The organism is Aquabacterium sp., from assembly GCF_050725395.1.
In the GTDB taxonomy this organism is placed as follows: Bacteria; Pseudomonadota; Gammaproteobacteria; order Burkholderiales; family Burkholderiaceae_C; genus Aquabacterium.
This window is the reverse complement of the sequence record NZ_JBOHHL010000011.1, coordinates 18,515-42,546: the sequence shown is the minus strand read 5'-3', so window position 1 is coordinate 42,546 and position 24,032 is coordinate 18,515. Positions and strand designations below refer to the sequence as shown.

Annotated in this window: 25 protein-coding genes and 1 tRNA gene; 10 read left to right on the top strand and 16 right to left on the bottom strand. The window is 65.4% G+C overall.

Annotation, left to right across the window (positions count from 1 at the left end; all coding sequences use genetic code 11):
- Positions 1-215: 215 nt before the first annotated feature.
- Genes ampD through ACREB4_RS09270 form a run of 5 tightly spaced genes read right to left on the bottom strand, consistent with a single transcriptional unit; the run spans position 216 to position 5,356 of the window.
- Positions 216-809: a 1,6-anhydro-N-acetylmuramyl-L-alanine amidase AmpD gene (gene ampD / locus ACREB4_RS09290; RefSeq protein WP_431587932.1), complete on the bottom strand. Its 594-nt coding sequence runs from the start codon at positions 807-809 to the stop codon at positions 216-218.
- Positions 806-2,374 (bottom strand): sigma-54-dependent transcriptional regulator, encoded by a 1,569-nt coding sequence (locus ACREB4_RS09285; RefSeq protein ID WP_431587931.1) that lies wholly within the window; start codon positions 2,372-2,374, stop codon positions 806-808. Before ACREB4_RS09285 ends, ampD begins: the two co-directional genes overlap by 4 nt.
- Complete coding sequence (locus ACREB4_RS09280) at positions 2,371-4,230, bottom strand: two-component system sensor histidine kinase NtrB (protein WP_431587930.1); 1,860 nt, start codon at positions 4,228-4,230, stop codon at positions 2,371-2,373. Before ACREB4_RS09280 ends, ACREB4_RS09285 begins: the two co-directional genes overlap by 4 nt.
- Before the next feature lie 3 nt (positions 4,231-4,233).
- Positions 4,234-4,482 carry a PP0621 family protein gene (locus tag ACREB4_RS09275; protein ID WP_431587929.1) on the bottom strand — a complete coding sequence of 83 codons (249 nt, stop codon included), beginning with the start codon at positions 4,480-4,482 and terminating at the stop codon, positions 4,234-4,236.
- Positions 4,483-4,501: 19 nt separating this feature from the next.
- Positions 4,502-5,356 (bottom strand): cytochrome C assembly family protein, encoded by an 855-nt coding sequence (locus ACREB4_RS09270; RefSeq protein WP_431587928.1) that lies wholly within the window; start codon positions 5,354-5,356, stop codon positions 4,502-4,504.
- A gap of 41 nt (positions 5,357-5,397) precedes the next feature.
- On the opposite strand from ACREB4_RS09270, the gene ffh reads away from it, so the two are divergent.
- Positions 5,398-6,780, top strand: coding sequence for a signal recognition particle protein (gene ffh / locus ACREB4_RS09265; RefSeq protein ID WP_431587927.1), 1,383 nt, complete (start codon positions 5,398-5,400; stop codon positions 6,778-6,780).
- A 180-nt stretch (positions 6,781-6,960) separates the two neighbouring features.
- Entirely contained in the window at positions 6,961-7,767 is an 807-nt protein-coding gene (locus ACREB4_RS09260) for a DUF2726 domain-containing protein (RefSeq protein WP_431587926.1), read from the top strand.
- A 12-nt stretch (positions 7,768-7,779) separates the two neighbouring features.
- On the opposite strand, the gene ftsY is transcribed toward ACREB4_RS09260, so the two are convergent.
- Complete coding sequence (gene ftsY / locus ACREB4_RS09255) at positions 7,780-8,934, bottom strand: signal recognition particle-docking protein FtsY (protein WP_431587925.1); 1,155 nt, start codon at positions 8,932-8,934, stop codon at positions 7,780-7,782.
- A 58-nt stretch (positions 8,935-8,992) separates the two neighbouring features.
- Between ftsY and rsmD the strand changes: the two genes are divergently transcribed.
- The 3 genes from rsmD to ACREB4_RS09240 are packed head-to-tail and all read left to right on the top strand — an operon-like array spanning position 8,993 to position 10,522.
- Positions 8,993-9,682 carry a 16S rRNA (guanine(966)-N(2))-methyltransferase RsmD gene (rsmD, locus tag ACREB4_RS09250; protein ID WP_431587924.1) on the top strand — a complete coding sequence of 230 codons (690 nt, stop codon included), beginning with the start codon at positions 8,993-8,995 and terminating at the stop codon, positions 9,680-9,682.
- A 31-nt stretch (positions 9,683-9,713) separates the two neighbouring features.
- Positions 9,714-10,223: a pantetheine-phosphate adenylyltransferase gene (gene coaD / locus ACREB4_RS09245; RefSeq protein WP_431587923.1), complete on the top strand. Its 510-nt coding sequence runs from the start codon at positions 9,714-9,716 to the stop codon at positions 10,221-10,223.
- A 14-nt stretch (positions 10,224-10,237) separates the two neighbouring features.
- Positions 10,238-10,522, top strand: coding sequence for a YfhL family 4Fe-4S dicluster ferredoxin (locus ACREB4_RS09240; protein ID WP_431587922.1), 285 nt, complete (start codon positions 10,238-10,240; stop codon positions 10,520-10,522).
- On the opposite strand, the gene ACREB4_RS09235 is transcribed toward ACREB4_RS09240, so the two are convergent.
- The 8 genes from ACREB4_RS09235 to ACREB4_RS09200 form a co-directional block, all read right to left on the bottom strand.
- The gene (locus tag ACREB4_RS09235; RefSeq protein ID WP_431587921.1) at positions 10,514-10,999 is read right to left on the bottom strand and encodes a hypothetical protein; all 486 of its coding nucleotides are present in this window, start codon (positions 10,997-10,999) and stop codon (positions 10,514-10,516) included. The two genes, ACREB4_RS09240 and ACREB4_RS09235, sit on opposite strands and share 9 nt — an antisense overlap.
- 26 nt (positions 11,000-11,025) lie before the next feature.
- The gene (pth, locus tag ACREB4_RS09230; protein WP_431587920.1) at positions 11,026-11,661 is read right to left on the bottom strand and encodes an aminoacyl-tRNA hydrolase; all 636 of its coding nucleotides are present in this window, start codon (positions 11,659-11,661) and stop codon (positions 11,026-11,028) included.
- 91 nt (positions 11,662-11,752) lie between these two features.
- Positions 11,753-12,376 carry a 50S ribosomal protein L25/general stress protein Ctc gene (locus ACREB4_RS09225; RefSeq protein WP_431587919.1) on the bottom strand — a complete coding sequence of 208 codons (624 nt, stop codon included), beginning with the start codon at positions 12,374-12,376 and terminating at the stop codon, positions 11,753-11,755.
- Positions 12,377-12,469: 93 nt separating this feature from the next.
- Entirely contained in the window at positions 12,470-13,432 is a 963-nt protein-coding gene (locus ACREB4_RS09220) for a ribose-phosphate pyrophosphokinase (protein WP_431587918.1), read from the bottom strand.
- Between the two features lie 124 nt (positions 13,433-13,556).
- Positions 13,557-13,633 (bottom strand) — tRNA-Gln (locus tag ACREB4_RS09215).
- A 151-nt stretch (positions 13,634-13,784) separates the two neighbouring features.
- Positions 13,785-14,669: a 4-(cytidine 5'-diphospho)-2-C-methyl-D-erythritol kinase gene (ispE, locus tag ACREB4_RS09210; protein ID WP_431587917.1), complete on the bottom strand. Its 885-nt coding sequence runs from the start codon at positions 14,667-14,669 to the stop codon at positions 13,785-13,787.
- Between the two features lies 1 nt (position 14,670).
- A complete protein-coding gene (locus ACREB4_RS09205) occupies positions 14,671-15,237 on the bottom strand; it encodes an outer membrane lipoprotein LolB (RefSeq protein WP_431587916.1) in 567 nt (188 codons plus the stop codon).
- Positions 15,234-17,069 carry a tetratricopeptide repeat protein gene (locus ACREB4_RS09200; protein WP_431587915.1) on the bottom strand — a complete coding sequence of 612 codons (1,836 nt, stop codon included), beginning with the start codon at positions 17,067-17,069 and terminating at the stop codon, positions 15,234-15,236. The genes ACREB4_RS09205 and ACREB4_RS09200 overlap by 4 nt, the downstream gene beginning before the upstream one ends.
- Before the next feature lie 53 nt (positions 17,070-17,122).
- On the opposite strand from ACREB4_RS09200, the gene mutM reads away from it, so the two are divergent.
- The 3 genes from mutM to mutY all read left to right on the top strand — a co-directional run bounded on the left by mutM (position 17,123) and on the right by mutY (position 21,189).
- On the top strand, positions 17,123-17,965 hold the full coding sequence (gene mutM, locus ACREB4_RS09195; RefSeq protein WP_431587914.1) for a bifunctional DNA-formamidopyrimidine glycosylase/DNA-(apurinic or apyrimidinic site) lyase: 843 nt from the start codon (positions 17,123-17,125) through the stop codon (positions 17,963-17,965).
- 66 nt (positions 17,966-18,031) lie between these two features.
- Positions 18,032-20,065 carry a dynamin family protein gene (locus tag ACREB4_RS09190; protein WP_431587913.1) on the top strand — a complete coding sequence of 678 codons (2,034 nt, stop codon included), beginning with the start codon at positions 18,032-18,034 and terminating at the stop codon, positions 20,063-20,065.
- A gap of 44 nt (positions 20,066-20,109) precedes the next feature.
- Positions 20,110-21,189, top strand: coding sequence for an A/G-specific adenine glycosylase (gene mutY / locus ACREB4_RS09185; RefSeq protein WP_431587989.1), 1,080 nt, complete (start codon positions 20,110-20,112; stop codon positions 21,187-21,189).
- 6 nt (positions 21,190-21,195) lie between these two features.
- On the opposite strand, the gene xth is transcribed toward mutY, so the two are convergent.
- Positions 21,196-21,981: an exodeoxyribonuclease III gene (gene xth, locus ACREB4_RS09180; protein ID WP_431587912.1), complete on the bottom strand. Its 786-nt coding sequence runs from the start codon at positions 21,979-21,981 to the stop codon at positions 21,196-21,198.
- A gap of 74 nt (positions 21,982-22,055) precedes the next feature.
- Positions 22,056-22,577, bottom strand: a complete 522-nt coding sequence (gene sodC, locus ACREB4_RS09175; RefSeq protein ID WP_431587911.1) for a superoxide dismutase [Cu-Zn] SodC — start codon at positions 22,575-22,577, stop codon at positions 22,056-22,058.
- Between the two features lie 234 nt (positions 22,578-22,811).
- Between sodC and ACREB4_RS09170 the strand changes: the two genes are divergently transcribed.
- Positions 22,812-23,330 (top strand): fasciclin domain-containing protein, encoded by a 519-nt coding sequence (locus tag ACREB4_RS09170; RefSeq protein WP_431587988.1) that lies wholly within the window; start codon positions 22,812-22,814, stop codon positions 23,328-23,330.
- A gap of 50 nt (positions 23,331-23,380) precedes the next feature.
- The gene (locus ACREB4_RS09165; protein ID WP_431587910.1) at positions 23,381-24,031 is read left to right on the top strand and encodes a sigma-70 family RNA polymerase sigma factor; all 651 of its coding nucleotides are present in this window, start codon (positions 23,381-23,383) and stop codon (positions 24,029-24,031) included.
- The last annotated feature ends 1 nt before the right edge of the window (position 24,032 follow it).

The window sequence follows — 24,032 nt, the reverse complement described above, 5'->3', positions numbered from 1 at the left end:
AAGGCCTCTCTGAAAACGACAGGGAGGCCTTAGTTTTTGCGCTGATGTGGTAGGCGGCGCCGACAACTTGAAACGCTATATCTGGTGTTTTTAAGTGCGCTGGGCACTACAGGTAGCGTCTGGGTGTGACTATAACGCTATTTTTGCCGCCCCCGCAATCGGGGGGGATAAATTCCAGGGAAAGTGCTCAGCGGGGCACCCCTGGCTGGGCATTCTCAAGGGCTTGTGATAGCGCTGGGAAAGCAGCTTGGATCCCAGCCCAGCAGGGTGCGCAAGGCGCCCCATTCGAAGGCCTTGCCGGGGTCGCGCTTGCGGCCTGGAGCCACGTGCTCATGGCCTGCCACCTGCCTGATCGGATGGGCCTTGCGCGCCTGTTGCAGCAGCTGCGCCAAGGCCGTGTATTGCGCGAGTTCGAAGGGCTGGTCTTCGAGGCCTTCGAGCTCGATGCCCAAGGAGTAGTCGTTGCAGTTGTCGCGGCCCTGCCACGACGATTGGCCCGCGTGCCAGGCGCGGTCATGGCTGGAGACGAACTGCAGCAGTTCGCCATTGCGGCGGATCACGAAATGGGACGAGACCTCGGCGCCGCGGATCTGCTCGAAATAGGGATGCGCGTTCCAGTCCAACTGGTTGGTGAACAGGCGCTCGATCTCGTCGCCGCCATAAAGGCCGGGCGGCAGGCTGATCGAGTGGATCACGGCCAGGTCGATGACGGTGTCGGCTGGGCGTGGTCCGAAGTTGGGCGAGTCGATCCGGCGTGCCTGGGGGTGCCAGCCTTGCAGCCAGGCCTCGTGGGGCGCGGGCTCGCTCATTCCGCGTCGGCCTCGGGGTCGAAGCGCTCGCCCAGCACGATGCCCTGGTCGGTGACCTTCACGCCCAGCCGGGCCATGCGGTAGCGCATCTGGCGCAAGGACAGGCTCAGGCTGGCGCCCGCGGCAGTGCGGTTCAGGCGGTACTTTTCAAGGGCCAGGACCAAAATGTCGCGTTCGACCTGGTCGAGGTGGGAGACGAGGTCGGAGGGCAGGGTGGGCGGCACGGGGGCCGGCGCCGCGAAGATGGCATCTGGCGTGGCTTCGAGGACTGGCGGCAGATCGAAGGCGCTGGTCGTGAGGATGTCTTCGATGCCCTGGTGCGGCGTGTGGGCCAGTCCGAGGTCGCCGGCTTCGATCACCTCATGACCACCCAAGGTGACCGCGCGGTGCAGGATGTTTTCCAGCTCGCGGATGTTGCCTGGGAAAGGCTGTTCGAGCAAAGCCGCGAGGCCGGTGCGGCCCAGTTGAGGCACGGTGCCCAGTCCTGATTCGGCCGCGATCCGTTCGAGGATGCGCAGGCACAGGCTGGGCAGGTCTTCCAGCCTTTCGCGCAAGGCCGGCAACTGGATCTGGATGACGTTGAGGCGGTAGAACAGGTCTTGCCGGAAGCGCTTGGCGGCGACTTCCGTGCTCAAGTCCTTGTGCGTGGCGCTGATGATGCGCACATCGATCGGCACCTCGGCCACGGCGCCGACCGGCCGCACGGCGCGCTCTTGGATGACGCGCAGCAACTTGGTCTGCATCGACAGCGGGAGATCGCCGATTTCATCGAGGAACAAGGAGCCGCCATGCGCGGCCTGGAAGAAGCCTTCGCGGTCTTCGTTGGCGCCGGTGAACGCGCCTTTGCGGTAGCCGAAGAACTCGGCTTCCAACAGTTGTTCGGGGATGGCGCCGCAGTTGACCGCGATGAAGGGCTGGTGATGGCGGCTGCTGACATCGTGGATGGCGCGCGCGACCAGCTCCTTGCCGGTGCCCGACTCGCCCCACACCAGCACGGGCGCCATGCTGCGCGCGACCTTGTCGATCAGTTCGCGGACATGCTGCAGTGCGTCAGAGTCGCCGACCATGCGTGACAGCGCGGTGGCCTCGGGCTTGCGGGCGCCACGGTGCAGGGCCAACGGCGGCGCGGTCAGCGGTGATGCCGACGCTGGCTCTTGAACCGAGTTGGGCGCGGGCATGGCCATGGCCGGCGTGCGGCCCAGGGCCGACGACACGACCGCGCGGAACTGGCGCAGGTCGACGGGCTTGGTCAGGTAGTCGTAAGCGCCGGCCTTGAGTGATTCGACCGCGTTCTCGGCCGAACCATAGGCGGTGATGACGATGGCTTTTTCGCGGCGGCCTTCGGCATCGATGCGGCGCAGCAGGTCCAGGCCCGTGCCATCGGGCAGTCGCATGTCCGTGATGATGGCGCTGTAGCTGCGGTCCTTCAGGTGCTGCCAGGCGTCTTCAACCGTGCCCGCGGTTTCCACGTCGTAGCCCTCGCGCAGCAGCGTGAGCTCGTACAAGGTGCGCAGGTCGGGCTCGTCGTCGACGACCAGCAGGCTGTAGGGGGTCGATGCGGTCATGCGGTGAGGGGCGGTTCTTGGGGCATCGTCACGAAGAATTCGTTGCGGTGGCGCACGGCGCCAGGGTGCTGGCGGTAGTCGATGCTGGCGCCATGGCGCTCGCACAATTCACGGCAAATATACAGGCCCAGTCCGGTGCCTCGGCTGCGTGTGGAAAAGAAGGGCTCGAACAGCGATTGTTCCGTGTCGTGGTTGATGACCTCGCCATCACTGCGCACGGACAGGACCACGGCACGGGGGCTGTTGCCGCCCGCCTGGTAACGCAAGCTCACGAGGATGGCGCCGGGTTGGCCGCTGTTGTAACGCACCGCGTTGTCCAGCAGGTTGACCAGCACGCGGTGAAGGTGGTCGGGTTCAAAGCGGACCCGAGGCGCCGGCCGGCCGGCTTGAGGCTTGCAGGCCGACAAGTCGATCTCAAAGGGGCTGTCGGGGCCCATGGGCAGGCCTTCGGTCTGGCGCCAGTCATTGCAGATGGCGGCCACGGTTTCCAGCAGGTCGATCGCGGGCGCGGGCGGGCGAAGGCCAGGGGCCACGGCCAGCACGTCGTCCACGATGTGTTGAAGCCGGGCCACGTTGTCGGCCACCATCTGGGTCAGGCGTTTTTGGGTGGGGGTGGTGGCGTCTTCGCCCATCAGCGCGTTGGCTTGCGCGATGGCCGACAGGGGGTTGCGGATCTCGTGCGCGATGCCGGCCGACATGCGGCCCATGGCCGCCAGTTTGTCCTGGCGCTGGCGTGCCATCACGGTGCGCAAATCTTCGATGAACATCACGCAGACGTCCTCGATGGCCTGGTCTTCACGGCCCTTGGTGAAGCGCACGCGCAGGCGCAGTGCCCGGCTGGATTGGTCGTCGAAGCGCAGGTTCAGCTCGTGGCCGACATCGGCGTGCGAGGGGTTGGCGAAAGCCTGCTCAACCGCCTGTACCAAAGGGCGCCAGGCGGGCACGCCTCTGAGTTGAAACGGCGGGGCTCCGGTGCTGCCGTGCACGGCCAGCAAGCGGCGCGCGGCGGGGTTGGCGGTGCGCACGCGGCCCTGGCGGTCGGTCACCATCACGCCTTCGGCCATCTCCTCGATGACCAGTCGGTTGAGCTGGGCCTGCTGGCGGGCCAATTCCAGGCTGCCTTTGGCCGTGCGTTCCTCGCGGGCGAGTCGGCCCGCCAGTTCGCTCCCCATCACGGCCACGGCGAACAGGCCGAAACCCGTCAGCCCGGCCTGCGTCATCAGCGAGGACAGGTTGCCGCCTTCGGCCGACTGCAACCAGGCGGCGGCGAGCAGATTCAAGGTGGCCGCGGCGGCCACGCCCAAGGACATGATGCGTGGCATGAGGATGGCCGCCATCAGCACCGGCAAGGCCAGCAGGGCCTGTGAATTGAGGTTGCTGCCGGTCAGGAAATTCAGCCAGGCGAAGGCGGCGAGGTCGATGCCGATGGTGGCCAGGGCCTGTCGGTGCTTGAGGCTGCGTTGTTCCGGGTTGCGGGGCGCGCGCCGCGAGGGCCACCACCACACCACCAGGGTCAGGACGCTGTAGGTCAAGGTGAGGCCCAGTACCCAGGTCGAGGGTCGGTTGCCCAGCAGCCATGCCCCGGCGGTGATGCCGATCAGCAGGATCGCCAAGGCGGCCCGCGCGGTCAAGAAGGCCCGGTAGATGCGGAAGAACGAAGGGGGCCTGCGCCCCTTGTCGGACCGGTTGGTGTCGGGCGTTGCAGGTGGGGCCGGATGACGTGCGTCGGCCGCCACGGTGAGCGCTTCATCTTCATGCCCGTGGCCGCCAAACCAGGAGCCTTGGGCCTCGTTCGTGCCCGAAGGCCCGCCTGCGGGGCCGCGCATCGGGTCGGGCGGGACGGTGTTTTGGGGCATCAATCAGTGAGCGCGAGGACCGGCGCGGCGGTGATCCTCGCTGCAAAAATGGTGCTGTTCGCCCGCTTGTGAGGACACCAGGGCTTCATTCGCCGGCAGGTGCATGCCGCAATGGGCACAGGCGACCATCTGCAGCGGCGATGGGGGGGCGGCGGGCTTGCGCGAAGGGGCATTGCGCGGCCGTGGGCGGCCCCATGGCGAGGCGAAGAACAGCCAGGCAATCAACAAACCCAGCAGCAGATACTTGATCATGTTCGGACTTCGGTGTCGGTCAGGCGCTGACAGGGCGGTGCAGCACCACTTCCATCACGAAGCGGGACCCCACGTAAGCGAGCAGCAGCAAGGTGGAGCCGGCGTACAGCCAGCGCACCGCCTGACGGCCTCGCCAGCCGAACTGGTAGCGGCCCACCAACAAGATGGCGAACACGAGCCAGGACAGCACGGAAAAAACGGACTTGTGGTCCCAGTGCCATGGGTTGGACGACCAGATGCCCAGCACCAGGGTGAGTGTCAGCATGGCGAAGCCCGCCGCCACGAAGCGCAAGGTGAGGGACTCGAGCCTCAGCAAAGGCATGCCCAAAGCCTGAGGCGCGTGGAGCGACGTGGGCTTGCTCGGCGACGCGCCAGGGCGTGCCCGCAACTGCTTTTCAGCCACGCGCATCAAGGCGGCGTGCATCAGGGCCGCGCCGATCAGGCCGTAGGACGCGAAGCCGGAGATCCAGTGCAAGGGTGCCCAGGGCGATCCGCTGCTGGGATGCTCTTGCCCGGGAAACGCCCAGGACAGGACCACGGTGCCGGCCGCCAGCCATGCCAGCGCGCGGCGCGCGGCAGGCAGCCCGAGCCGGTGGCTTTCGATGGCGTAGACCGCCAGGACCAGCCAGGCGGTGACGGACAAGGCGGGGGCGAATCCGAACCGGGCGGCGGGCGTCGGGTTGTTCCAGGCGAAGGTGTCCAGCACGATGGACAGGGCGTGCGCCAACCAGGCCACGGCCAGGACCGCCCAGATGCGCCGGCTTCTCGCGGCGATGGCTTCGCCTTCTCCTTCCGGCAGCAAACTGCCCAGGCCATAGGCCAGCACGGCGATGACACTGGGCCAGACGGTCAGGGAGGCGGGCGATAGAATCATCCCCACAGTTTAAGGTCGTCCACCGCATCCAACGCATCTCCATGGCATCCAACCTCACCGAACGTCTGAGCAAACTGGTCAAAACCATGCGGGGCCAATCCCGCATCACCGAGGCCAATGTGCAGGACATGCTGCGCGAAGTGCGCATGGCCCTGCTGGAAGCCGACGTGGCCCTGCCCGTGGTGCGCGACTTCATCGCCCGCGTCAAGGACAAAGCCCTGGGCCAGGAAGTGGTGGCCTCGCTCACCCCGGGCCAGGTGCTGGTCAGCCTGGTCCAGAAAGAGCTGTCCGCCACCATGGGCGATGGCGTGTCCGACCTGAACCTGGCCACGCAACCGCCCGCCATCATCCTGATGGCCGGCTTGCAAGGCGCGGGCAAGACCACGACCACCGCCAAGCTGGCCAAGCACCTGATCGAGAAGCGCAAGAAGAAGGTGCTCACGGTGTCCGCCGACGTCTACCGTCCGGCCGCCATCGAGCAGCTCAAGACCGTGACGGGCCAGGCCGGTGCCGAGTGGTTCCCGTCCACGCCTGATCAGAAACCGCGCGACATCGTGCTGGCCGCCATCGACCATGCCCGCAAGCATTTCGTCGACGTCCTGCTGGTCGACACGGCCGGCCGGCTGGCGATCGACGAAGCCTTGATGGCCGAGATCAAGGAACTGCACGCCTTGCTCAACCCGGTCGAGACCCTCTTCGTGGTCGATGCCATGCAGGGCCAGGACGCCATCAACACCGCCAAGGCCTTCAAGGACGCCTTGCCCCTCACGGGCGTTGTGCTGACCAAGCTGGACGGCGATTCGCGCGGTGGCGCGGCCCTGTCGGTGCGGCAGATCACCGGCGTGCCCATCAAGTTCGCGGGCATTTCCGAAAAGATCGATGGCCTGGAGGTGTTCGACGCCGACCGCCACGCCGGCCGCGTGCTGGGCATGGGCGACATCGTGGCCCTGGTCGAAGAAGTGACCAAGGGCGTGGACGTGGCCGCGGCGCAGAAGCTGGCCGACAAGGTCAAGTCCGGCGCCGATTTCGACCTGGACGATTTCCTGGCCCAGCTCAGCCAGATGAAGAAAATGGGCGGCCTGTCGGGCCTGATGGACAAGCTGCCCACCGAACTCGCCAGCAAGGCCGGTGGCGCCGACATGGACAAGGCAGAGCGCGACATGCGCCGCATGGAAGGCATGATCAATGCCATGACCGCCAAAGAGCGTCGCCAGCCCTCGCTGCTGATGGATGGCAAGAGCAAGGCCAGCCGCAAGCGCCGCATCGCCACGGGTGCTGGCGTGCAGATCCAGGACGTCAACCGCATGCTCAACCAGTTCGACCAGATGCGCCAGATGATGAAGAAAATGAAGGGTGGCGGCCTGATGAAGATGATGAAGCGCATGGGCGGCATGAAAGGCCTGCCCGGCATGGGCGGTCGTTGACATGGCGTAACCACTGCTACGTTTGAAACCCTTTGTCACCGCCTGACGGCAAGCCAGCATTGACCCCCACCCCCTGGGCTGGTACTTTCCGCTTGAGAAATGCCGGCCGTGTGCCGATGTTGTCGATGGGGCCTGCGTGATCGGGGCGGTGTCGATTTGTTTTGGGCGTGGACGGTTTCAATGGCAGTTTTGAATGCATGGTGGCCAGCGGTGCTGGCTGTTCTGATCCTGGTGGGCTTGGGCGGTGTTTTCCTCGCGCTGAAGGCGCGTCAGAAGCACGGTGCTCCCCAATCCTCATCCCGGCGCGGGGGGGGGAGCAAATCGCCCACCGACGCTGGGGACACCCTCGCGGCCTGGAGCCCGACGGCGACGCGGGTGTTGACCCGTTCCGAGCGCGAGGCCTTCCACGTGCTGCGCAAGGCCTTGCCCGAGCACATGGTGCTGGCCCAGGTGCCCCTGGCGCGCTTTCTGCGCGTGCCTACCCGCAATTCCTACAGCGAATGGCTGCGCCGTGTGGGGTCCATCTGCGCGGACCTCGTGGTGTGCGACGAGTCGTCCCAAGTGATCGCGGTGGTGGAGCTGCGCCAACCCGTCAAACAGGAAAAGCCCCGCACTGTGCGCCGCCATGCCCGCATGGACCGCGTCCTGACCGCCGCCGGCATCCCTGTCTATGTGTGGCTGGAAGGCGCCTTGCCCGGCCCCGCCGTGGCGCGCGAAGCCGTGCTGGGCGCGGCTTTGACCATGACCAAGCGTCCTGTGGGCACCAACAGCCAGACGCGCCGCAGCGCCGAAGCGGCCGCCGTGGTCGCGTCCATGCAATCCGCAGGGGCCATGCACGGCATGTCGGTGAACGAAGACGACGTCGATTTCAACCCGGACGATTTCGCGGACGAGGAGGCGGAGCGCAAGGAGCCGCCGCCATCCACCTGGTTCGACGACCTGGAGTCGAGTCCCGTGCCGCTGGAAGAAACCTCCAGCCACCACTGAGCCCCGTGCTGCTCAGGTCAGCAGGGCCTGGGCAAATTCGCGGGCGTTGAAGGTTTGAAGGTCTTCCAGCTTTTCACCGACGCCCACGAAGTACACCGGCACCGCGCCACCCGGGCGGCCGCGTGACCACAAAGCGATCGCGGCCAGCACGCCGCCCTTGGCCGTGCCGTCCAGCTTGGTGACGACCAGGCCCGTCAGGCCCAGGGCCTCGTCAAAGGCCTTGACTTGTGACAAGGCGTTTTGCCCGGTGTTGCCATCGACCACCAGCAGCACTTCGTGCGGGGCGTTGTCCATGGCCTTGCCGATCACACGCTTGACCTTGCGCAATTCTTCCATCAGGTGCAGTTGGGTGGCCAGGCGGCCGGCGGTGTCGGCGATGACCACGTCGCAACCGCGGGCACGCCCTGCCTGGACCGCATCGAAGGTGACGGCGGCCGGGTCGCCGTTGTCCTGGCTGACGATGTCCACGCGATTGCGGTCGGCCCACACCAAGAGCTGCTCGCGCGCGGCGGCGCGGAAGGTGTCGGCGGCGGCCAGCAGCACGCGTTGGTGGGCATCGCTGAGGTGGCGTGTGAGCTTGCCGATGGTGGTGGTCTTGCCTGCGCCATTCACCCCGGCCACCATGATCACGGTGGGCGTGTGCTGGCCCACCTGCAACGATTTCTCAAGCGGTTTGAGCAGCTCGGTGATGGCCTCGATCAGCAGGACCTTCACGGCGGCCGGGTCGCTGGCCTTGGCCTCTTTCACGCGGCGCTTGAGGTCGGCGAGCAAGTGCTCGGTGGCGGCCACGCCGGCATCGGCCATCAGCAGCGCGGATTCAAGCTCTTCGTACAGCGCGTCATCGATCTGGGTTCCGGTGAACACCTGCGAGATGCTGGAGCTGGTCTTGCGCAGTCCGGACTTGAGCTTGTCCATCCAGGAGCGCCGCTCCACCACGGGTTCCGGGGCGGGCTGGATGGCGGCCGTGGTGACCACAGGCGCCGGCATGGGCGCTGGCGTGGGCGGGGTGAACGCCCGTGCCGCGGTCACTGGTGCGCTTGCAGGCGCAGGCGTGCTGGTGGGCACCGGCGCGGGGGCTGCGCGCGGCTCTGGAGGGGGCGAGGCTGGTGGCTCTGCTGGCGCGGGGCTGCCGCCCAGGCCCAGCTTTTTCTTGATGAAACTGAACATGCGTGGATTGTAGGGTGGGGGTTTCTACAATCGGTGCTTTCCCATTGAGCATCTTTTGATGAAGCCACCCCGTTCAGCCCGCACGACCGCCGACCCGCAACGGCCCTCCCGCCCGATCGACCCTGCCAAGGTGGCGGCCAAGGCCGCGCAGGAAGTTCGCCTGATCGGTGGCCGCTGGAAACGCACGCCCCTGGCCGTGCCGGTGGTGGCCGGTTTGCGGCCCACGCCGAGCCGGGTGCGCGAAACCCTCTTCAACTGGTTGGGCCAGGACATGGGTGGCTGGCGCGTGCTGGACGCCTTCGCCGGCAGCGGTGCCCTGGGTTTCGAGGCGGCATCACGGGGGGCTGAGTCCGTGTGCCTGGTCGAACGGGAGGCCGTGCTGGTCAAATCCTTGCGGGCCACGCAAGCCAAGTTGGCCGCCACGCAGGTGCAGATCGTGCAAGCCGACGCCCTGGCGTGGATGGGCCGCCTGTCGGGCCGTGCGCCTGGCTTCGACCTGGTGCTGCTCGACCCACCGTTCAGCGATGACCTGTTTGAAGCAGCCTTGCGGGCCGCGGTTCATTGCGTGCCCGAACATGGTTGGATCTACCTCGAATCCCCCGAGGCTTTTTCGGACGCCAGTTCAGCGACCGACGCGGTGCCCGGACTGCGCTTGCACCGGAAAGGGAGCGCTGGCGCGGTGCACTATCACCTCTTTCAGCGTGTGGAAGGCGCGCCGGGCGTGTCGCGCCAGGCGGCTGGCGACTAAACTGGCGGCCTCACCTTGAATGTTTGCGCCGATGCCTTCGTCTTCGCCCCTGACCGCCGTTTACCCTGGCACGTTCGATCCCATGACCCTGGGCCACGCCGACCTGATGCGCCGCGCGGCCCGTCTGTTCGACCGGCTCATCGTTGCGGTGGCGGCGGGGCACCACAAGCGCACCCTGTTCAGCGTCGAAGAGCGCCTGTCCATGGCACAGGAGCTGGCGTCCAGCCATCCCAATGTCGAGGTGATCGCCTTTGCCGGCCTGCTGCGCGACTTCGTGGTCGGCCATGGCGGCAAGGTGGTGGTGCGCGGTTTGCGTGCGGTCAGCGACTTCGAATACGAATTCCAGATGGCGGGCATGAACCGCCAGTTGATGCCCGACGTGGAAACGGTGTTCCTGACACCTTCCGATCAATACCAGTTCGTGTCGGGCACCTTCGTTCGAGAAATCGCCATGCTGGGCGGCGATGTGTCCAAGTTCGTGGCGCCCAGCGTGCTGGACCGGCTCAAAGCCCGTGTCGTGGCTTCGCAGACCGGCGCATGAAAGGCGCTTGAACCATGGCCCTGAAGATCACCGACGAATGCATCAATTGCGATGTCTGTGAGCCGGAATGCCCGAACCAGGCCATTTCGATGGGCGAATCCATCTATGTGATCGATCCTGACCGCTGCACCGAATGCGTGGGCCATTTTGGCGAGCCGCAATGCGTGCAGGTGTGTCCCGTCGAGTGCATCCCGGTGGACCCGGTTCACGCCGAATCGGCCGAGCAACTGATGGCGAAGTACAAGCGCCTTCAGGGCCTTGCTGCCCAAGCCAAGGCCTTGTCCCACACCTCAATCTGATTTGCCCTGGCTGGCGGGGCTGGCTTTGGGCACCTTGGCGGTGAAGGGGCGTTCGCGCTTCAAGGTCGGGCCCTTCGTCGAGTTGGCCCCCAGTGCGACTGGAGGCTTGGCTTTGTCCATGGCGATAGGGCGCCGGCCGGCGCCCTGCTTTTCTTGGCGGTGCCGTTCACGTTCAAGCTGCCTGCCCAGTTTGGCGTTCGCCTGGGTGGCCTTGGCGGTGTCCGTGCGTTGTGCGTCGGTGCGGTGGTCGTCCGCGTGGCGCAAGGCCCGCCCGCCATCGCAGGCATGGCCCTGGTAATGCACTTCGGGCGCTTGGCCGGCGGCACCGGCGGGCCTTTCGCAGCGGTAGGCGAGGGCATGGGCGGGCGGCGGGGCGATGGACAACGCGAGCATCACCACGGTGAAGGCGCCCGCTGCTGTCAGGCGCACTGAACGGCTGCCAGCCTTGCTGGCGCCATGGCTTGAATCTTTCGGCATTTCTCTGGTCCTCCCTTTGTATTTGGTCAGTCTGGCTTGGCATCCGCCGCAGGCGGTGGTGGTGCCGCAGGCTTGGGCGGCTTGGGCCGCGGTGGTTGCGCGTGGACCAGCAAGGTGGCCTTGGCCATGTCGCCCGCGAGGAAGGCTTCCGTGGCCCCAAGGGCTTGATCAATGCACTTCTCGATGGCCTGGCGTTCGGCCTGCGGCGGCTTGCGCAGCACATAGCCCGCCACCTCGGTTTTGATGCCGGGGTGGCCAATGCCCAGCCGAAGCCGCCAGTAGTCGGGCGAGCCCAGTTGTGCGTGGATGTCGCGCAGGCCGTTGTGCCCCGCATGTCCGCCACTGTTCTTGAGCTTGACCTGGCCGGGGAGCAAGTCGAGTTCGTCGTGGGCCACCAGTATTTCGTTGGGCATGATCTTGAAGAACTTGGCCAGGGCGCCCACTGATTTGCCCGACAGGTTCATGTAGGTCTGCGGCTGCAGCAGCCACACGGGTCCGCCGGGCAGGTTGGCGCGCGCCACGAAGCCGAAGTAGCTGCGGTCGGCCGCCAGGTTGACGTTCAGGCGGCGTGCCAACGAGTCGATCCACCAGAAGCCAGCGTTGTGGCGGGTGTCTTCGTATTCAGGGCCGGGGTTGCCCAGGCCAACAAACAGTCGAATCATGATGGGCTGCGATTATGAAAGGGCTTCGTCCAAAAAAAAGCCCCGCCAAAGCGGGGCTTGACGGGGCCTTTGGCTCAAGAGACCAAGAAGATTACTTCTTGCCCTTCTTGCCCTTGGCGGGTTCAGCGGCGGCCACGGGGGCGATGATGACTTCTTCAGACACGGGCTCGACCACTGTCGCGATGGACGGGTTCTTGCGGCCGTGCGTCAGCACCTTGATGTGAGCGTCGAATTTGACGTCGTCCAGGTGCAGTGTCTGCCCCTTGGTCAGGGCGCCCAGATCGATGGTCAAGTGCTCGGGCAGTTGTTCTGCCAGGCATTCGATTTCCAGCTCGCTCACCACGTGGGTGATGGTGCACTTGTCGATCTTCACTGCAGGGGCTTCAGCTTCATTGATGAAGTGCAGCGGGACCTTCTTGTGGATCTTGGTGGTGGCATCGACGCGCTGGAAATCCACGTGCAGCACTTGCTGCTTGTAGGGGTGCAGCTGGTAGTCGCGCAGCAGGACCTTCTCGACCTTGCCAGCCAGTTCCATCTCGAGGATGGACGAGTGGAAGGCTTCCTTGCGCATGGCGTGGTACAGCGCGTTGTGATCGACTTCGATCGTGGCGGCTTCGCCAGCACCGTAAACGATGCCAGGGACTTTGCCGACGAGACGCAGGCGGCGGCTCGCTCCGGTCCCCTGCAGACTACGCTCAAAAGCGGTGAATTTCATGGATAACTCCAGTGTGGATAAAGCGCCCGCGACCAGGCGCTTGAGGAAAAGACCGCCTGAGGCTCGCGCCCACCAGCGGTCGGGGAAGTCGGATCAGAAGTTGTTGTTCTGCTCCGAGAAAAGGGAGGTGACCGAGTCACCATCGGAAATGCGGCGAATGGTTTCGGCGAACAGGAAGGCGGCCGACAGTTGGCGGATCTTCTTGCACTCCTTGCCCGCGTCGCTCAACGGGATGGTGTTGGCGATGACGACTTCGTCGAGCTGCGAATTCTTGATGCGCTCGATGGCCTGGCCAGAGAACACGGGGTGCGTGCAATAGGCGTAGACGCTCTTGGCGCCGCGCTCTTTCAGCACCTCGGCCGCCTTGACCAGCGTGCCGGCGGTGTCGATCATGTCGTCCATGATCACGCAGTTGCGGCCATCGATTTCACCGATGACGTGCATGACTTCAGAGACGTTGGCCTTGGGGCGGCGCTTGTCGATGATGGCCAGGTCGCAACCGAGTTGCTTGGCCAGGGCGCGCGCGCGCACCACGCCACCGACGTCGGGCGAGACCACGACCAGGTCCTGGTAGCCCTTGGATTGCAGGTCGGACAACAGCACGGGCGAAGCGTAGATGTTGTCGACGGGGATGTTGAAGAAGCCTTGGATCTGGTCGGCGTGCAGGTCCATGGTCAGCAGGCGGCTGACACCGACGGCTTCGAGCATGTTGGCGACGACGCGGGCCGAGATGGCCACGCGGGTGGAGCGCGGGCGGCGGTCCTGGCGGGCATAGCCGTAATAGGGGATGACGGCGGTGATGCGCTGGGCCGAGGCGCGCTTGAGCGCGTCGACCATGATGCACAGTTCCATCAGGTGGTCGTTGGTCGGGGCGCAGGTGGATTGCACCACGAAGACTTCGCGGCCACGCACGTTCTGCTGGATCTCGACCGTGGTTTCGCCATCCGAGAAACTGCCCACGGCAGCCTTGCCCAGCTCGGCACCCAGGTGGGAAGCGATTTCTTGGGCAAGCGCCGGATTGGAGTTGCCAGTGAACAGGACGGTGTCGGAAAGCATGGGCGACAGATGGCGTTGAATTGCATCTTGCCCGTACGCCTTGCCCTGGTGTCGGTGCCGCTGAAGGTCAACGGCAGGCGGAGGTGGCGGGCAATGTGCGTACTAAGAACTGACTGAAAACATTTGGCAGGGGAAGAAGGATTCGAACCTTCGCATGTCGGAATCAAAATCCGATGCCTTAACCAACTTGGCGACTCCCCTACACAGGATTCGGTGCACTTTGCTTTTCAGCTCAGATCACCGAAACCGGTAGCTTGTTCTCTCATGCGAGAAGCCTTGCATTATAGCCGGTTTTTTTCGACTGTTGCAAGTTCTTGGTTCGTTTTTCGAAGTTTGTGTGCGGCGTTGAAAATCAGGCCAGCACATCAAACAGCGGGTGACGAACCAGAACGCGACAGAGGCGTCCGGCCCATGCGGGATCATCCGAGGCCACATCGGCGGGGCCGAACGACGGTGGGGCGGGTGGGTTCTCGTGGTGTGAATTCAACCAGGAGAACACCGCGCTGCCGGAACCGGTCATCCGACTGTTGCCAAAGCGGCTTTGCATGATCTCAAGTGCCTGGCTGATCTGACTGCTGTAGTGCTCTGCGGGAGCTTGCAAGTCGTTGCGGCCAAAGCACTTGGGCGCTGCAAGAAAGAGCGAAATTGTAGCAGCTTCCGTGTCGCGGGAAAGAAGCGGGCTGGCAAAAATGGCCTGTGTCGGCACGGCCACAGGGGGTTTCAAAACCGCCAAGGGCGTGTCGATCAACTCGGTGGGCAGGGCGATGGGCATGATCTGTTCGCCGATGCCCTCCACCCAGGCGTTGTGGCCCTGGACGAAAAAGGGCACGTCGGCGCCCAGTTGCACCGCCAGTTCGGCCAGGCGTTCGCGGGGCCAGTTCAACTGCCACAGCTGGTTGAGCGCCAGCAGCACCGTGGCCGCGTCGGAGCTGCCGCCGCCCATCCCTGCGCCCCAGGGCACTTCCTTGTCGATGTGGATGTCCGCGCCCAGTGGGCTGCCGCTGGCTTGCTGAAGCAGCCGTGCCGCGCGCAGGCACAGGTCGTCGGGGGGCAAGGCCGGGCCCAGATCGTGCCGCTGCAATTGCCCATCATCGCGGGTGTCGATGTGCAGGGTGTCGGCCCAATCGATCAGCACGAACACCGATTGCAGCAAGTGATAGCCATCGTCGCGTCGGCCGGTGACGTGCAGGAAAAGGTTGAGCTTGGCCGGTGCAGGCAGGTGGTGCAGGCTGGGCATGTCAGCGGTCCAGTCTGATGCGCACGGTGATGCCGCGCAGCAGCGCGCTGGCGGGGCGTTGCGCGTTGAGCCGTCCGATGCCGATGTCAGTGGTGTCGATGTGCCAGCCGTTTTGCTCGAATGACTGCGGTGTGACCCGGCTGGCGGCGGGCAGGTCGGGGTCGGGCTGGCCTTGCACCCAGTTCATGAGGGCGGCCAGCGGCAGGGGCTCGCCCAACACCTCTGCGCTGAGTTCGCCCAGGGTGTCGAAATGGCGGTCGCCCTGGTCGGTTTGCAGCCAGGCGTCGGTGGGTGTCCAGTGCACGCGGGCGACCTGGCTGCCCATGGGGGTCATCAGGTCCAACTGGCCGCCTTGCGGTCCGCCATTGAAGAAGAACCCCATGCTCACGCCTTTGGCCTCAAGCCCCTGGAAGGCCTGCAACTTGACGCTGAGCTGGCCTTGCAGGGCCAACTGGCTGGCCCCGTTGGCGGCCGGGGCCGCGTCGTGCTGCCTGGCCGGGAACTGTGAGCAGGCGCTCAGGCAGGCCAGCAGCGCGGCGGCGGCAATCCAGGCGCGTGTCACGGTCACAGTTGAACTTGCAGTCGCTTGACGGTGTCGAGCAGGGCTTCGTTCTTGGCGTCGCGGGCCTGGGCCTTGCGCCAGATCTTGATGGCTTCGTCGCGCTCGCCTTGCGACCACATCACCTCGCCCAGGTGGGCGGCGATTTCAGGGTCGGGGCGGGCTTGGTAGGCCTGGCGCAACAAGGCCAGGGCTTCGGCCACCCGGCCGGCGCGAAACTCCAGCCAGCCCAGGCTGTCGGTGATGAACGGGTCGCCCGGGCGCAGGTCCAGGGCCTTGCGGATCAGGGCGCGGGCTTCATCCAGGCGCAGGTTGCGGTCGGCCAGGCTGTAGCCCAGGGCGTTGTAGGGGTTGGCGTTGTCGGGCTTGAGCTCGATGGACCGGCGCAACATCGTTTCCATTTCGTCGAACTTCTTCAGGTGTTCGGCCAGCATGGCTTGTTCGTAGAGCAGGTCAGGGTCGTCCGGGAAGCGCTGGTTGGCTTCGGCCATCACGCTATAGGCGGTGTCCCATTGGTCCAGGTCGCGCAGCAACTGGGTTTCGGCCTGCAGTTTGGCCAGGGCGTCGCGTGGTTCGCTTTCGGGCATGGCGCGGATCAGGGCGCGGCCTTCGGCCAGCTTGCCTTGCTTGGCCATCAGCTTGGCGCGTTGGGTCTGGATCAGCAGGCTGCTGTTGGCATTCTCCACGCGGTCCAGCCATTCGAGGGCGGCTGGCCAATTGCCTTTTTGCTCTTCGACCTGGGCCAGAAGGGTGAAGGCCTGCTCATCGCTGGCCTCGGCGGTGTCCACGGCGGTCGGTGCCTGCTCGGGCGCGCCAGTCTTGGGAGGGGCGGTCTCGGGTGTGCGCTTCTTCAGGGCCAGGTAATGCTGCAAGGCCACTTCGGCCTGGTCCGGCTGGTGCAGCTCAAGCCGCACGGCCGCGAGCGTGAGCCAGGCGCCGATCTGGTCGGGCTGGGTCTGGAGCAATGTGTCCAGTTGCTGGGCGGCTTCATTCATCCGCTGCAATCCGGCCAGTTTGCGGGCGTAGGCCAGGCGCAGCAGATTGGGCGCATCGCCGCGGGCGAGCTGCTGGCGGACCAGGTCTTCGGCGGAGGGGTCTTCGTCGATGAGGTTGACGGCCAGCAGACCCGCACCCAGGTTTTGCGGCTGCAAGGCCCTGGCCTTCTTGGCGGCCTCAAGGGCTTTGGGGATGTCCTTGGCGGCCAGCCAGCCTTCGCCACTGGCCACCCAGGCCTCCGCCAACGCGGGTTGGCGTTGGCGCCACGGCAGGGTGGCTTCGTCGATGATCTGTGCGGACACTTTGCGGTCGGGCAGGCGTGCCAACGAGCGTGGCAGCGAGGCGATCATGAGGGGCTGCTGCGGGGCAGGGCTGAGCTGGATGAGGGACTTGAGGGCATCGGCCAGGTCGGTGGTGCGGCCCATGGCCAGCAGGATCTGGACATTGAACTCGGCGGCCTCCTTGGACTGAGGCGTGACCTGCCGCCAAGCCTTGGCCGCGGTCAGAGCTTCTTCGCCCGCGCGGGCTTGCAGTGCGATTTCCACCGCGCGCTTGAACAATTCCGGGCTCTTGTGTTTGCGCGCCAGTTCCAGGTAAATCTGGTAGGCGGTGCCGACGTTGCCGCTGCGGGCCTGGACCTCGCTCACCAGCAATTGGTAGAAGAGGGCGCCGTCCATGCGGGAGTTCTGCACCGAGGACGATGGCTCGGCGGGGGCAGGTGCTGCGGTGGCGGCATCGGCCGCGTGAACCACGGCAGGACCCATCAACATCAGCCCGGCGAAGGCCAGGGCCTGGCCGAGGGCCGTCAAGGAATGTGAACGCTTGGGTGCAGTCGGTGCAGGCATGAACTCTCCGTGTTTGTGGCCATTCTATTGATACGGCACCGATAATGCGGCCCATGCCTGAATTGCCCGAGGTTGAAGTCACCCGCCAGAGTTTCGCGTCGCGGATTCTGGGCGCCAAGGTTCTGTCATTGCGGATGGGCAAGCCCTTGCGTTGGCCCTTGGGTTGCGACCCAGGCCGATTGGAAGGGGCCACCGTGGGCCCCGTGTTGCGCCGAGGTAAATATTTGTGGGTGCCCTTGACCCTGGCCGGCAGCGCGCCCGACAGCCCGCCCGAAGGCTTGCTGGTGCACCTGGGCATGTCTGGGGCGCTGACTTTTGCCAAGGCCCTGGCACCCGCCGGTCCCCACGATCACTTCGAGCTCGACACCACCGAGGGCCTGCTGCGCCTGACGGACCCCCGGCGTTTCGGTGCCGTGGTGTGGGGTGCTTCCATGGCCTCCGGGATGCCGGCGCGTCTGTTGGCCAGCCTGGGGCTGGAGCCGTTCGACGATGCCATGACCGGGGCCCATCTGCACCAGCGGCTGAAGGGCCGCAAGGTGTCGATCAAGCAGGCGCTGCTGGCCGGTGACATCGTGGTGGGCGCGGGCAACATCTACGCTTGCGAAGCCTTGTTCATGGCGGGCATCCACCCCGAACTGGCGGCGGGGCGGGTGAGCCGGCCACGCTGCGATCGGCTGGTGCTGGCGGTGCAGGAGGTGCTGCGCCAGGCATTGGCCATGGGGGGCTCCAGCCTGCGCGATTTCAAAGATGCCTATGGCAGCCAGGGGCACTTTCAGCTCAGTACCCGCGTCTATGGCCGCGAGAACGAGTCTTGCCGAAGCTGTGCGACGCCGGTGCGTCGGCTGGTCCAAGGGCAACGCTCCACGTTCTTTTGCCCGGTTTGCCAGAAAAAATAGTAAGGCGTGGTTACAGGCGCCCTTTTCATGTCTTTACATTGCCGGCTTACGCTAGGATGAGCTCCCATGATGCCTACTTTCGCCAGTAACCTGGACGCCCTGGGACAGTGGCGTGTTGCCACCGATGCCAAGCTTGCCGACTTGGCGCGTTTCGCGCGCGAGCAGGACCTGCTCAACGAGGCATCCTCGGAATGGTTCGAAGCCATGCGGCATCGGCTGTCCGGCGAGAAGCTCATGGTGGCCTTCGTGGCCGAGTTCTCGCGCGGCAAATCCGAACTGATCAACGCCATCTTCTTCTCGGACAAGGGCCGGCGCATGATGCCCGCTTCGGCCGGCCGCACCACCATGTGCCCGGTTGAACTGGGCTACGACGCTGCCGATCCGGTCGGCCTGTCCCTGCTGCCCATCGACACCCGCCTTGAAGCGGCTTCGCTGGCCGAGTTCCGCCTGCAGCCGCAGGCCTGGACCCACATCGCCCTTGACCTGAGCAACCCCGACGGCATGGCCCAGGCCCTGGGCGAGGTCGTGCGCACGCGCCTGGTCACCAAGGAAGAAGCCAAGCTGCTGGGTTTCTGGGACGACGAGCGCGTGGAAGACAACCCGCCGCTGCAGGAAGGCGACAAGGTCGAGGTGCCCGTGTGGCGCCATGCCCGCATCAACCTGCCGCATCCCCTGCTCAAACGTGGGCTGGTGGTCCTCGACACGCCTGGCCTCAACGCCATCGGCACCGAGCCCGAACTGACACTCGGGCTGTTGCCGCAGGCGCACGCCACGGTCTTCATCCTGGGGGCCGACACCGGCGTCACCAAGTCCGACCTGAGCATTTGGCGCGACCACCTGTGCGGCCCGGCCTTGGCCCGCTTCGTGGCCTTGAACAAGATCGACTCGCTGTCCGATCCCTTGAGCACGCCCCAGCAGGTGGAAGACGTGATCGCGCGCCAATGCGACAGCGTGGCGCAGACGCTGGAGATCCCCCCCGAGCACGTGTTCCCGATTTCTGCCCGACAGGCCTTGGCCGCGCGCCTCGGAGGCGACGCCGCCGGTCTCAGCGCCAGCCGGCTTGAATCGTTTGAAACCGCCTTGTCCGAAGGCCTGCTGCCCAAGCGTCGTCAGATGCTGGCCGATTCGGCCGTTGATGGTGCACGCCAGTTCCAATCGCAGTTGGGTCGCCGGTTTGGCGAACTGCGTCGCCAGCACGCCGAGCAATTGCTTGAATTGCGCGGCCTGCGCGGCAAGAGCACGGGCAAGGTCCAGCTGATGCTGCAGCGTGTGCAGGCCGAGGCCACCGAGTTCGAGCAATGCACGGCCCGTTTGTCGGCCATGCGCAGTGTTCACTCGCGGATGCTGAAGGCCGCTTTGCACGACCTGTCGTCCGATCGCCTTCGCCAGGAGGTTGACGTGCTGGGGCAAGTGCTGGGCGGCTCATGGCTGCCTTTGGGCGCCAAGAAAGCCTTCGTTGAACTGTGCGGGCGCCTGCGCCTGTTGATCGAGCAGGCCCAGCAGCGCAACGATGAAACCCATTCCATGCTGGTGGCCTCGTTCGCCAAGCTGAATGCCGAGTTCGGTTTCAGCCTGCTGGCCGAACAGCAACTCGATGTGCGCAAGTACACCGACGACCTGACCCTGATCGAGCGCAACTATGTGCAGTACCTGGGCCTGAGTCAGGCTTTCCGCCTGGCCCAGCCGGGTTTCCAGGAGCAGTTCCGCCGCATGCTGATCTCTCGTCTGCGCGTGGTGTTCGAGACCGTGAGCAACGACATCGAGCTGTGGAACAAGACAGCATCCGCCCAGGTGGACAGCCAATTGCGCGAACGCCGCCGCAACTTCAAGCGCCGTTACGAGTCGCTGGACCGCATCCAGTCGGCTTCCAACGAATTGGACACCCGCCTGCAGGAAGTGCAGGCTCAAGACGAGCGCGTGCTGCAATTGCAGACACGCTTGAACACCTTGATCGACGAACTCGTCACGCAGGCCCAATCAGAAGTGGTGCTGGCCGGTCATGAGGGGCATGCCTCCGTGTCCGAGTATTTGAAGGCGGCCCACATCGATCCCATTTCGCTGAACCTGTCTGGCACCGACGAGGTCTCGCAAGGGGCATGACGCGGCGGGCGACCCAGGCCGCGTTGACCGATTCTTCACACGAGTTGCAGCAACGGGCCAGTTCACTGAACCCGGATCTGGCGGACCGCCTTGTGGCTTGGCAACGCCAGGACGGGCGCCACCACTTGCCCTGGCAAGGCGTGCGCGATCCTTACCGCGTCTGGCTGTCGGAGATCATGCTGCAGCAGACGCAGGTCAGCACCGTGCTGGTGTACTTCGACCGATTCCTGGCACGCTTTCCTGATGTAGCCGCCTTGGCCGCGGCGCCGCTGGACGATGTGCTGACCCTGTGGGCTGGCCTGGGTTACTACACCCGCGCCCGCAATCTGCACAAGTGCGCGCAGACGGTGATGAGCGAGCATGGTGGGCAGTTCCCGGCCACGGCCGAATTGCTGGAGACCTTGCCCGGCATCGGGCGCTCCACGGCAGCGGCGATTGCCTCGTTCTGCTTCGACGAGCGCGCCACCATCCTCGATGGCAATGTCAAGCGCGTGCTGACGCGCGTGATGGCCTGGGGGCAGGACCTGGCGGTCTCCAGCAACGAAAAAGCGCTGTGGCAAGCCGCGGCGGTGGTGTTGCCACGCCATGGCGTGGACATGCCGTCGTACACCCAGGGCCTGATGGACCTGGGCGCCACGGTGTGCACCCAGCGCAAGCCTTCGTGCCTGGTGTGCCCGTGGGTGGACTTGTGCCAGGCGCGGGTGCTGGGCCAACCCGAGACTTATCCGATCAAGACCCGCAAGCTCAAGCGCAGCAAGCGCGAAAGCTGGTGCCTGTGGGTGGAACACCGTGGGGCGGTGTGGCTGGTGCAGCGGCCCGGCAAGGGCGTGTGGGCCAGCTTGTGGACCTTGCCCCTGTACGACAGCGAAGCGGAGCTGCGAAGTGCGGCCCAGGCCTTGGGCTTGCCCGAGCCCGAAGCGCAACCGGTGGTCAACCATGTGCTCACGCACCTGGACTGGCGCTTGCACCCCCTGCGTTCGGTGAGCTTGCAATCCTTGAAAGACACCGCGTTGCCGCATGGCATCGGTGCCGATGCCGAGATCACCGGGCGTTGGGTGCCTTTGGATGAACTGGCCTCGATCGGGTTGCCGGCGCCATTCAGGAAGCTGCTGGAAGGCCAGTGAGGCTGGTCAGCCCAGGGTGACGATCACCGGCGCATGGTCGCTGGGACGTTCATTCTTGCGCGGCAGCTTGTCGATCACGCAGGCGCTGACGTGCGGCTTCAGCGCCTCGCTGACCAGGATGTGGTCGATGCGCAAACCCTGGTTCTTGCGGAAGGCCAGGTTGCGGTAATCCCACCAGCTCCAGGGCTTGGGCGGCTGCTCGAACAGGCGGAAAGCATCGACCAGCCCCAGCGCGACCAGCCTTTGGAAGTGCTCACGCTCTTGCGGGGTGCAGTGGATCTGGCCAGCCCACAGGACCGGGTCGTGCACGTCGGCATCGGTGGGCGCGATGTTGAAGTCGCCCATCAGGACCAGGTTCGGGTGCGTGACCAACTCCTGTTTCAGAAACTGGTTCAGCGCTTCCAGCCAGCCCATCTTGTAGGCGAACTTGTCGCTGTCGGGCGCCTGGCCATTGGGGAAGTAGCCGCCTACCACGCGGATCGAGCCCAGGGTGGCATGGGCCACCGTGCCCACGATGACGCGGGCTTGTTCATCAGCGAAGCCTGGGATGTTTTTCAGCACAGTGCTGCTGTCTACGCCTTCACGGGTCAGCAGGGCGACGCCGTTGTAGGTTTTCTGGCCGAAGCAATGCGCTTGGTAGCCGGCGGCCTGCAACTCGGCCATCGGGAACTTGTCATCGGTTTGCTTGGTCTCTTGCAGCACGATGACGTCGACCGGGTTGGCCGCCAGCCAGTCGAGCAACTGGGGCAGGCGCACGGTCAGGGAGTTGATGTTCCAGGTGGCGAGTTTCATGGGTGGCGGCTTGGTCGTCGTGGGGCGTCGGTCACCGCATTATCCCGCCGACCTTGTCCGCCACCCGGCCTGGCTTACTCGCCGATGACGCCGCAGGCCACGCGCGCTCCGCCGCCGCCCAGCGGGGCGGGATGATCGGCATGGTTGTCACCGCCCGCATGCACCATCAGCGCGTGTTGGGTGACGTCGGCCAGCTTGAGCCGTGGCGCGAGCACCGGGTTGCTCGCCGTGCCGTCGGCCGCCACGTACAGGGCCGGCAGATCACCCAGGTGGCCTTCGCCCCAGGGCTCGCCATGCTTGCCGGCCGATTTGGGGTCGAGGTGGCCGCCAGCCGCGCCCGCCGGCGTGGTCGTGCCGTCTTTCTGGCTGGGGGCGCAAGAGGCCTTGTCGTGCACGTGGAAGCCATGCAGGCCCGGCGGCAGGCCTTTGAGGCTGGGATAGAAGACCAGGCCATGGGGTGTTTCGACGATGCGCACGGTGCCCACGGAAGGGCCATCGCCGGTGGGGGTGGCGGTGTTCAAGGTCACCGACCGCTCGGCGGCGAGCGCGGACATCGACAGGAGCAGGCTGGAGGCCAGCAGGACGTGGGTTTTCATGGAGATCCTCTTGAGTGTGTGGTGCTGCACCCCGCAACATAACCCGTCCGAGGTGTCCACCGCTGGCTTGCGGCCAATGGAAGCGTAAAAGATGGTGACGCAAAAACACTGGTCAAGCGCATCCAGCTGCGCCCTGGCTGCGTAAGAGCTCCTGGCAGTTTTCTTTTTCAAACTCATCCCACTCAGGAGCTCCCCATGAAGACCTTCACCAAGACTTGCTTGCTGGCTTTGGCCATGACCTCGGGCGCCGCCGCCGTGCACGCAGCCGACACCGTCAACGTGGGCGGGCAAGCCATGTACGCCAGCAAGGACATCATCGACAACGCCGTGAATTCGGCCGACCACACCACGCTGGTGGCCGCGGTCAAGGCGGCGGGCCTGGTCGAGACCCTCAAGGGCAAGGGGCCGTTCACGGTGTTCGCGCCCACCAATGCGGCCTTTGCCGCCCTGCCTGCCGGCACGGTGGACACCTTGCTCAAGCCCGAAAACAAGGCCACCTTGACCAAGGTGCTGACCTACCACGTGGTGCCCGGCAAGTACGACATGAAGGCGCTGAGCATGGCCATCAAGCAGGGCGGCGGCACGGCCGAGTTGAAGACGGCCAGCGGCGGCAAGCTCTGGTTCATGCACAACGGCCCCAGCAACATCCAGGTCAAGGATGAAGCCGGCCACGTTGCCAACATCAGCACCTATGACGTCTACCAGAGCAATGGCGTCATCAATGTGGTCGACACGGTGCTGATGCCCAAGTGATTTTTCGTTGACGCCCTAGAATGCAGGACACCCTTCAAAGCCGAGGATCCATGGCGAGCACGTCTTCCACAGACCAGGCCACTTTGGCGGACGGCGCGGCGCAGCGCCGGCAAGCCTGGGCCGAGTTGCTGTCCCGCGTCGCCATGGGTGACCGTGGCGCTTTCGAGGCGCTCTACCGCCAGTCCAGCCCACATCTGCTGGCGGTGATCCTGCGCATCCAAGGCAACCGTGCCCAGGCCGAGGACGTTCTGCAAGAGGTCTACGTGAACGTGTGGCGGGCCGCGCAAAGCTTCAATCCCGCGCTCAGCCAGGCCAGCACCTGGCTGAGCAGCGTGGCGCGCAACCGCGCGATCGACAGCCTGCGCCGGCGCCAGACCGAGCCCAACACCATCAGCAGCCACCAACCTGGCCACGATGATGGCGAGGAGCGCGACATGGTCAACGAGGTCGCTTCTGATCTGCCCGGGCCGCAAGCCTTGCTGGAGCAGGCCGGTGAAGCAAGGCAGGTTCAGCATTGCCTGAAAGGGCTGAGCGGCGAACAGCAGCACAGCCTGGCGCTGGCCTTCTACCAAGGTCTGTCGCATGCCGAAGTGGCCGAGCACCTGGGGCAGCCCCTGGGCACGGTGAAGAGTTGGTTGCGGCGCGGCTTGCTGTCCCTCAAATCCTGTTTGGAGCGGGCCGCCACGCTGGCCCGGGGTTGAC

Excerpts from the sequence above, each read along its gene's own strand:
- ampD (WP_431587932.1), bottom strand. The coding sequence starts at position 809 with ATGAGCGAGCCCGCGCCCCACGAGGCCTGGCTGCAAGGCTGGCACCCC.
- ACREB4_RS09285 (WP_431587931.1), bottom strand. The coding sequence starts at position 2,374 with ATGACCGCATCGACCCCCTACAGCCTGCTGGTCGTCGACGACGAGCCC.
- ACREB4_RS09280 (WP_431587930.1), bottom strand. The coding sequence starts at position 4,230 with ATGCCCCAAAACACCGTCCCGCCCGACCCGATGCGCGGCCCCGCAGGC.
- ACREB4_RS09275 (WP_431587929.1), bottom strand. The coding sequence starts at position 4,482 with ATGATCAAGTATCTGCTGCTGGGTTTGTTGATTGCCTGGCTGTTCTTC.
- ACREB4_RS09270 (WP_431587928.1), bottom strand. The coding sequence starts at position 5,356 with ATGATTCTATCGCCCGCCTCCCTGACCGTCTGGCCCAGTGTCATCGCC.
- ffh (WP_431587927.1), top strand. The coding sequence starts at position 5,398 with ATGGCATCCAACCTCACCGAACGTCTGAGCAAACTGGTCAAAACCATG.
- ACREB4_RS09260 (WP_431587926.1), top strand. The coding sequence starts at position 6,961 with ATGGCAGTTTTGAATGCATGGTGGCCAGCGGTGCTGGCTGTTCTGATC.
- ftsY (WP_431587925.1), bottom strand. The coding sequence starts at position 8,934 with ATGTTCAGTTTCATCAAGAAAAAGCTGGGCCTGGGCGGCAGCCCCGCG.
- rsmD (WP_431587924.1), top strand. The coding sequence starts at position 8,993 with ATGAAGCCACCCCGTTCAGCCCGCACGACCGCCGACCCGCAACGGCCC.
- coaD (WP_431587923.1), top strand. The coding sequence starts at position 9,714 with ATGCCTTCGTCTTCGCCCCTGACCGCCGTTTACCCTGGCACGTTCGAT.
- ACREB4_RS09240 (WP_431587922.1), top strand. The coding sequence starts at position 10,238 with ATGGCCCTGAAGATCACCGACGAATGCATCAATTGCGATGTCTGTGAG.
- ACREB4_RS09235 (WP_431587921.1), bottom strand. The coding sequence starts at position 10,999 with ATGCCGAAAGATTCAAGCCATGGCGCCAGCAAGGCTGGCAGCCGTTCA.
- pth (WP_431587920.1), bottom strand. The coding sequence starts at position 11,661 with ATGATTCGACTGTTTGTTGGCCTGGGCAACCCCGGCCCTGAATACGAA.
- ACREB4_RS09225 (WP_431587919.1), bottom strand. The coding sequence starts at position 12,376 with ATGAAATTCACCGCTTTTGAGCGTAGTCTGCAGGGGACCGGAGCGAGC.
- ACREB4_RS09220 (WP_431587918.1), bottom strand. The coding sequence starts at position 13,432 with ATGCTTTCCGACACCGTCCTGTTCACTGGCAACTCCAATCCGGCGCTT.
- ispE (WP_431587917.1), bottom strand. The coding sequence starts at position 14,669 with ATGCCCAGCCTGCACCACCTGCCTGCACCGGCCAAGCTCAACCTTTTC.
- ACREB4_RS09200 (WP_431587915.1), bottom strand. The coding sequence starts at position 17,069 with ATGCCTGCACCGACTGCACCCAAGCGTTCACATTCCTTGACGGCCCTC.
- mutM (WP_431587914.1), top strand. The coding sequence starts at position 17,123 with ATGCCTGAATTGCCCGAGGTTGAAGTCACCCGCCAGAGTTTCGCGTCG.
- ACREB4_RS09190 (WP_431587913.1), top strand. The coding sequence starts at position 18,032 with ATGATGCCTACTTTCGCCAGTAACCTGGACGCCCTGGGACAGTGGCGT.
- xth (WP_431587912.1), bottom strand. The coding sequence starts at position 21,981 with ATGAAACTCGCCACCTGGAACATCAACTCCCTGACCGTGCGCCTGCCC.
- sodC (WP_431587911.1), bottom strand. The coding sequence starts at position 22,577 with ATGAAAACCCACGTCCTGCTGGCCTCCAGCCTGCTCCTGTCGATGTCC.
- ACREB4_RS09170 (WP_431587988.1), top strand. The coding sequence starts at position 22,812 with ATGACCTCGGGCGCCGCCGCCGTGCACGCAGCCGACACCGTCAACGTG.
- ACREB4_RS09165 (WP_431587910.1), top strand. The coding sequence starts at position 23,381 with ATGGCGAGCACGTCTTCCACAGACCAGGCCACTTTGGCGGACGGCGCG.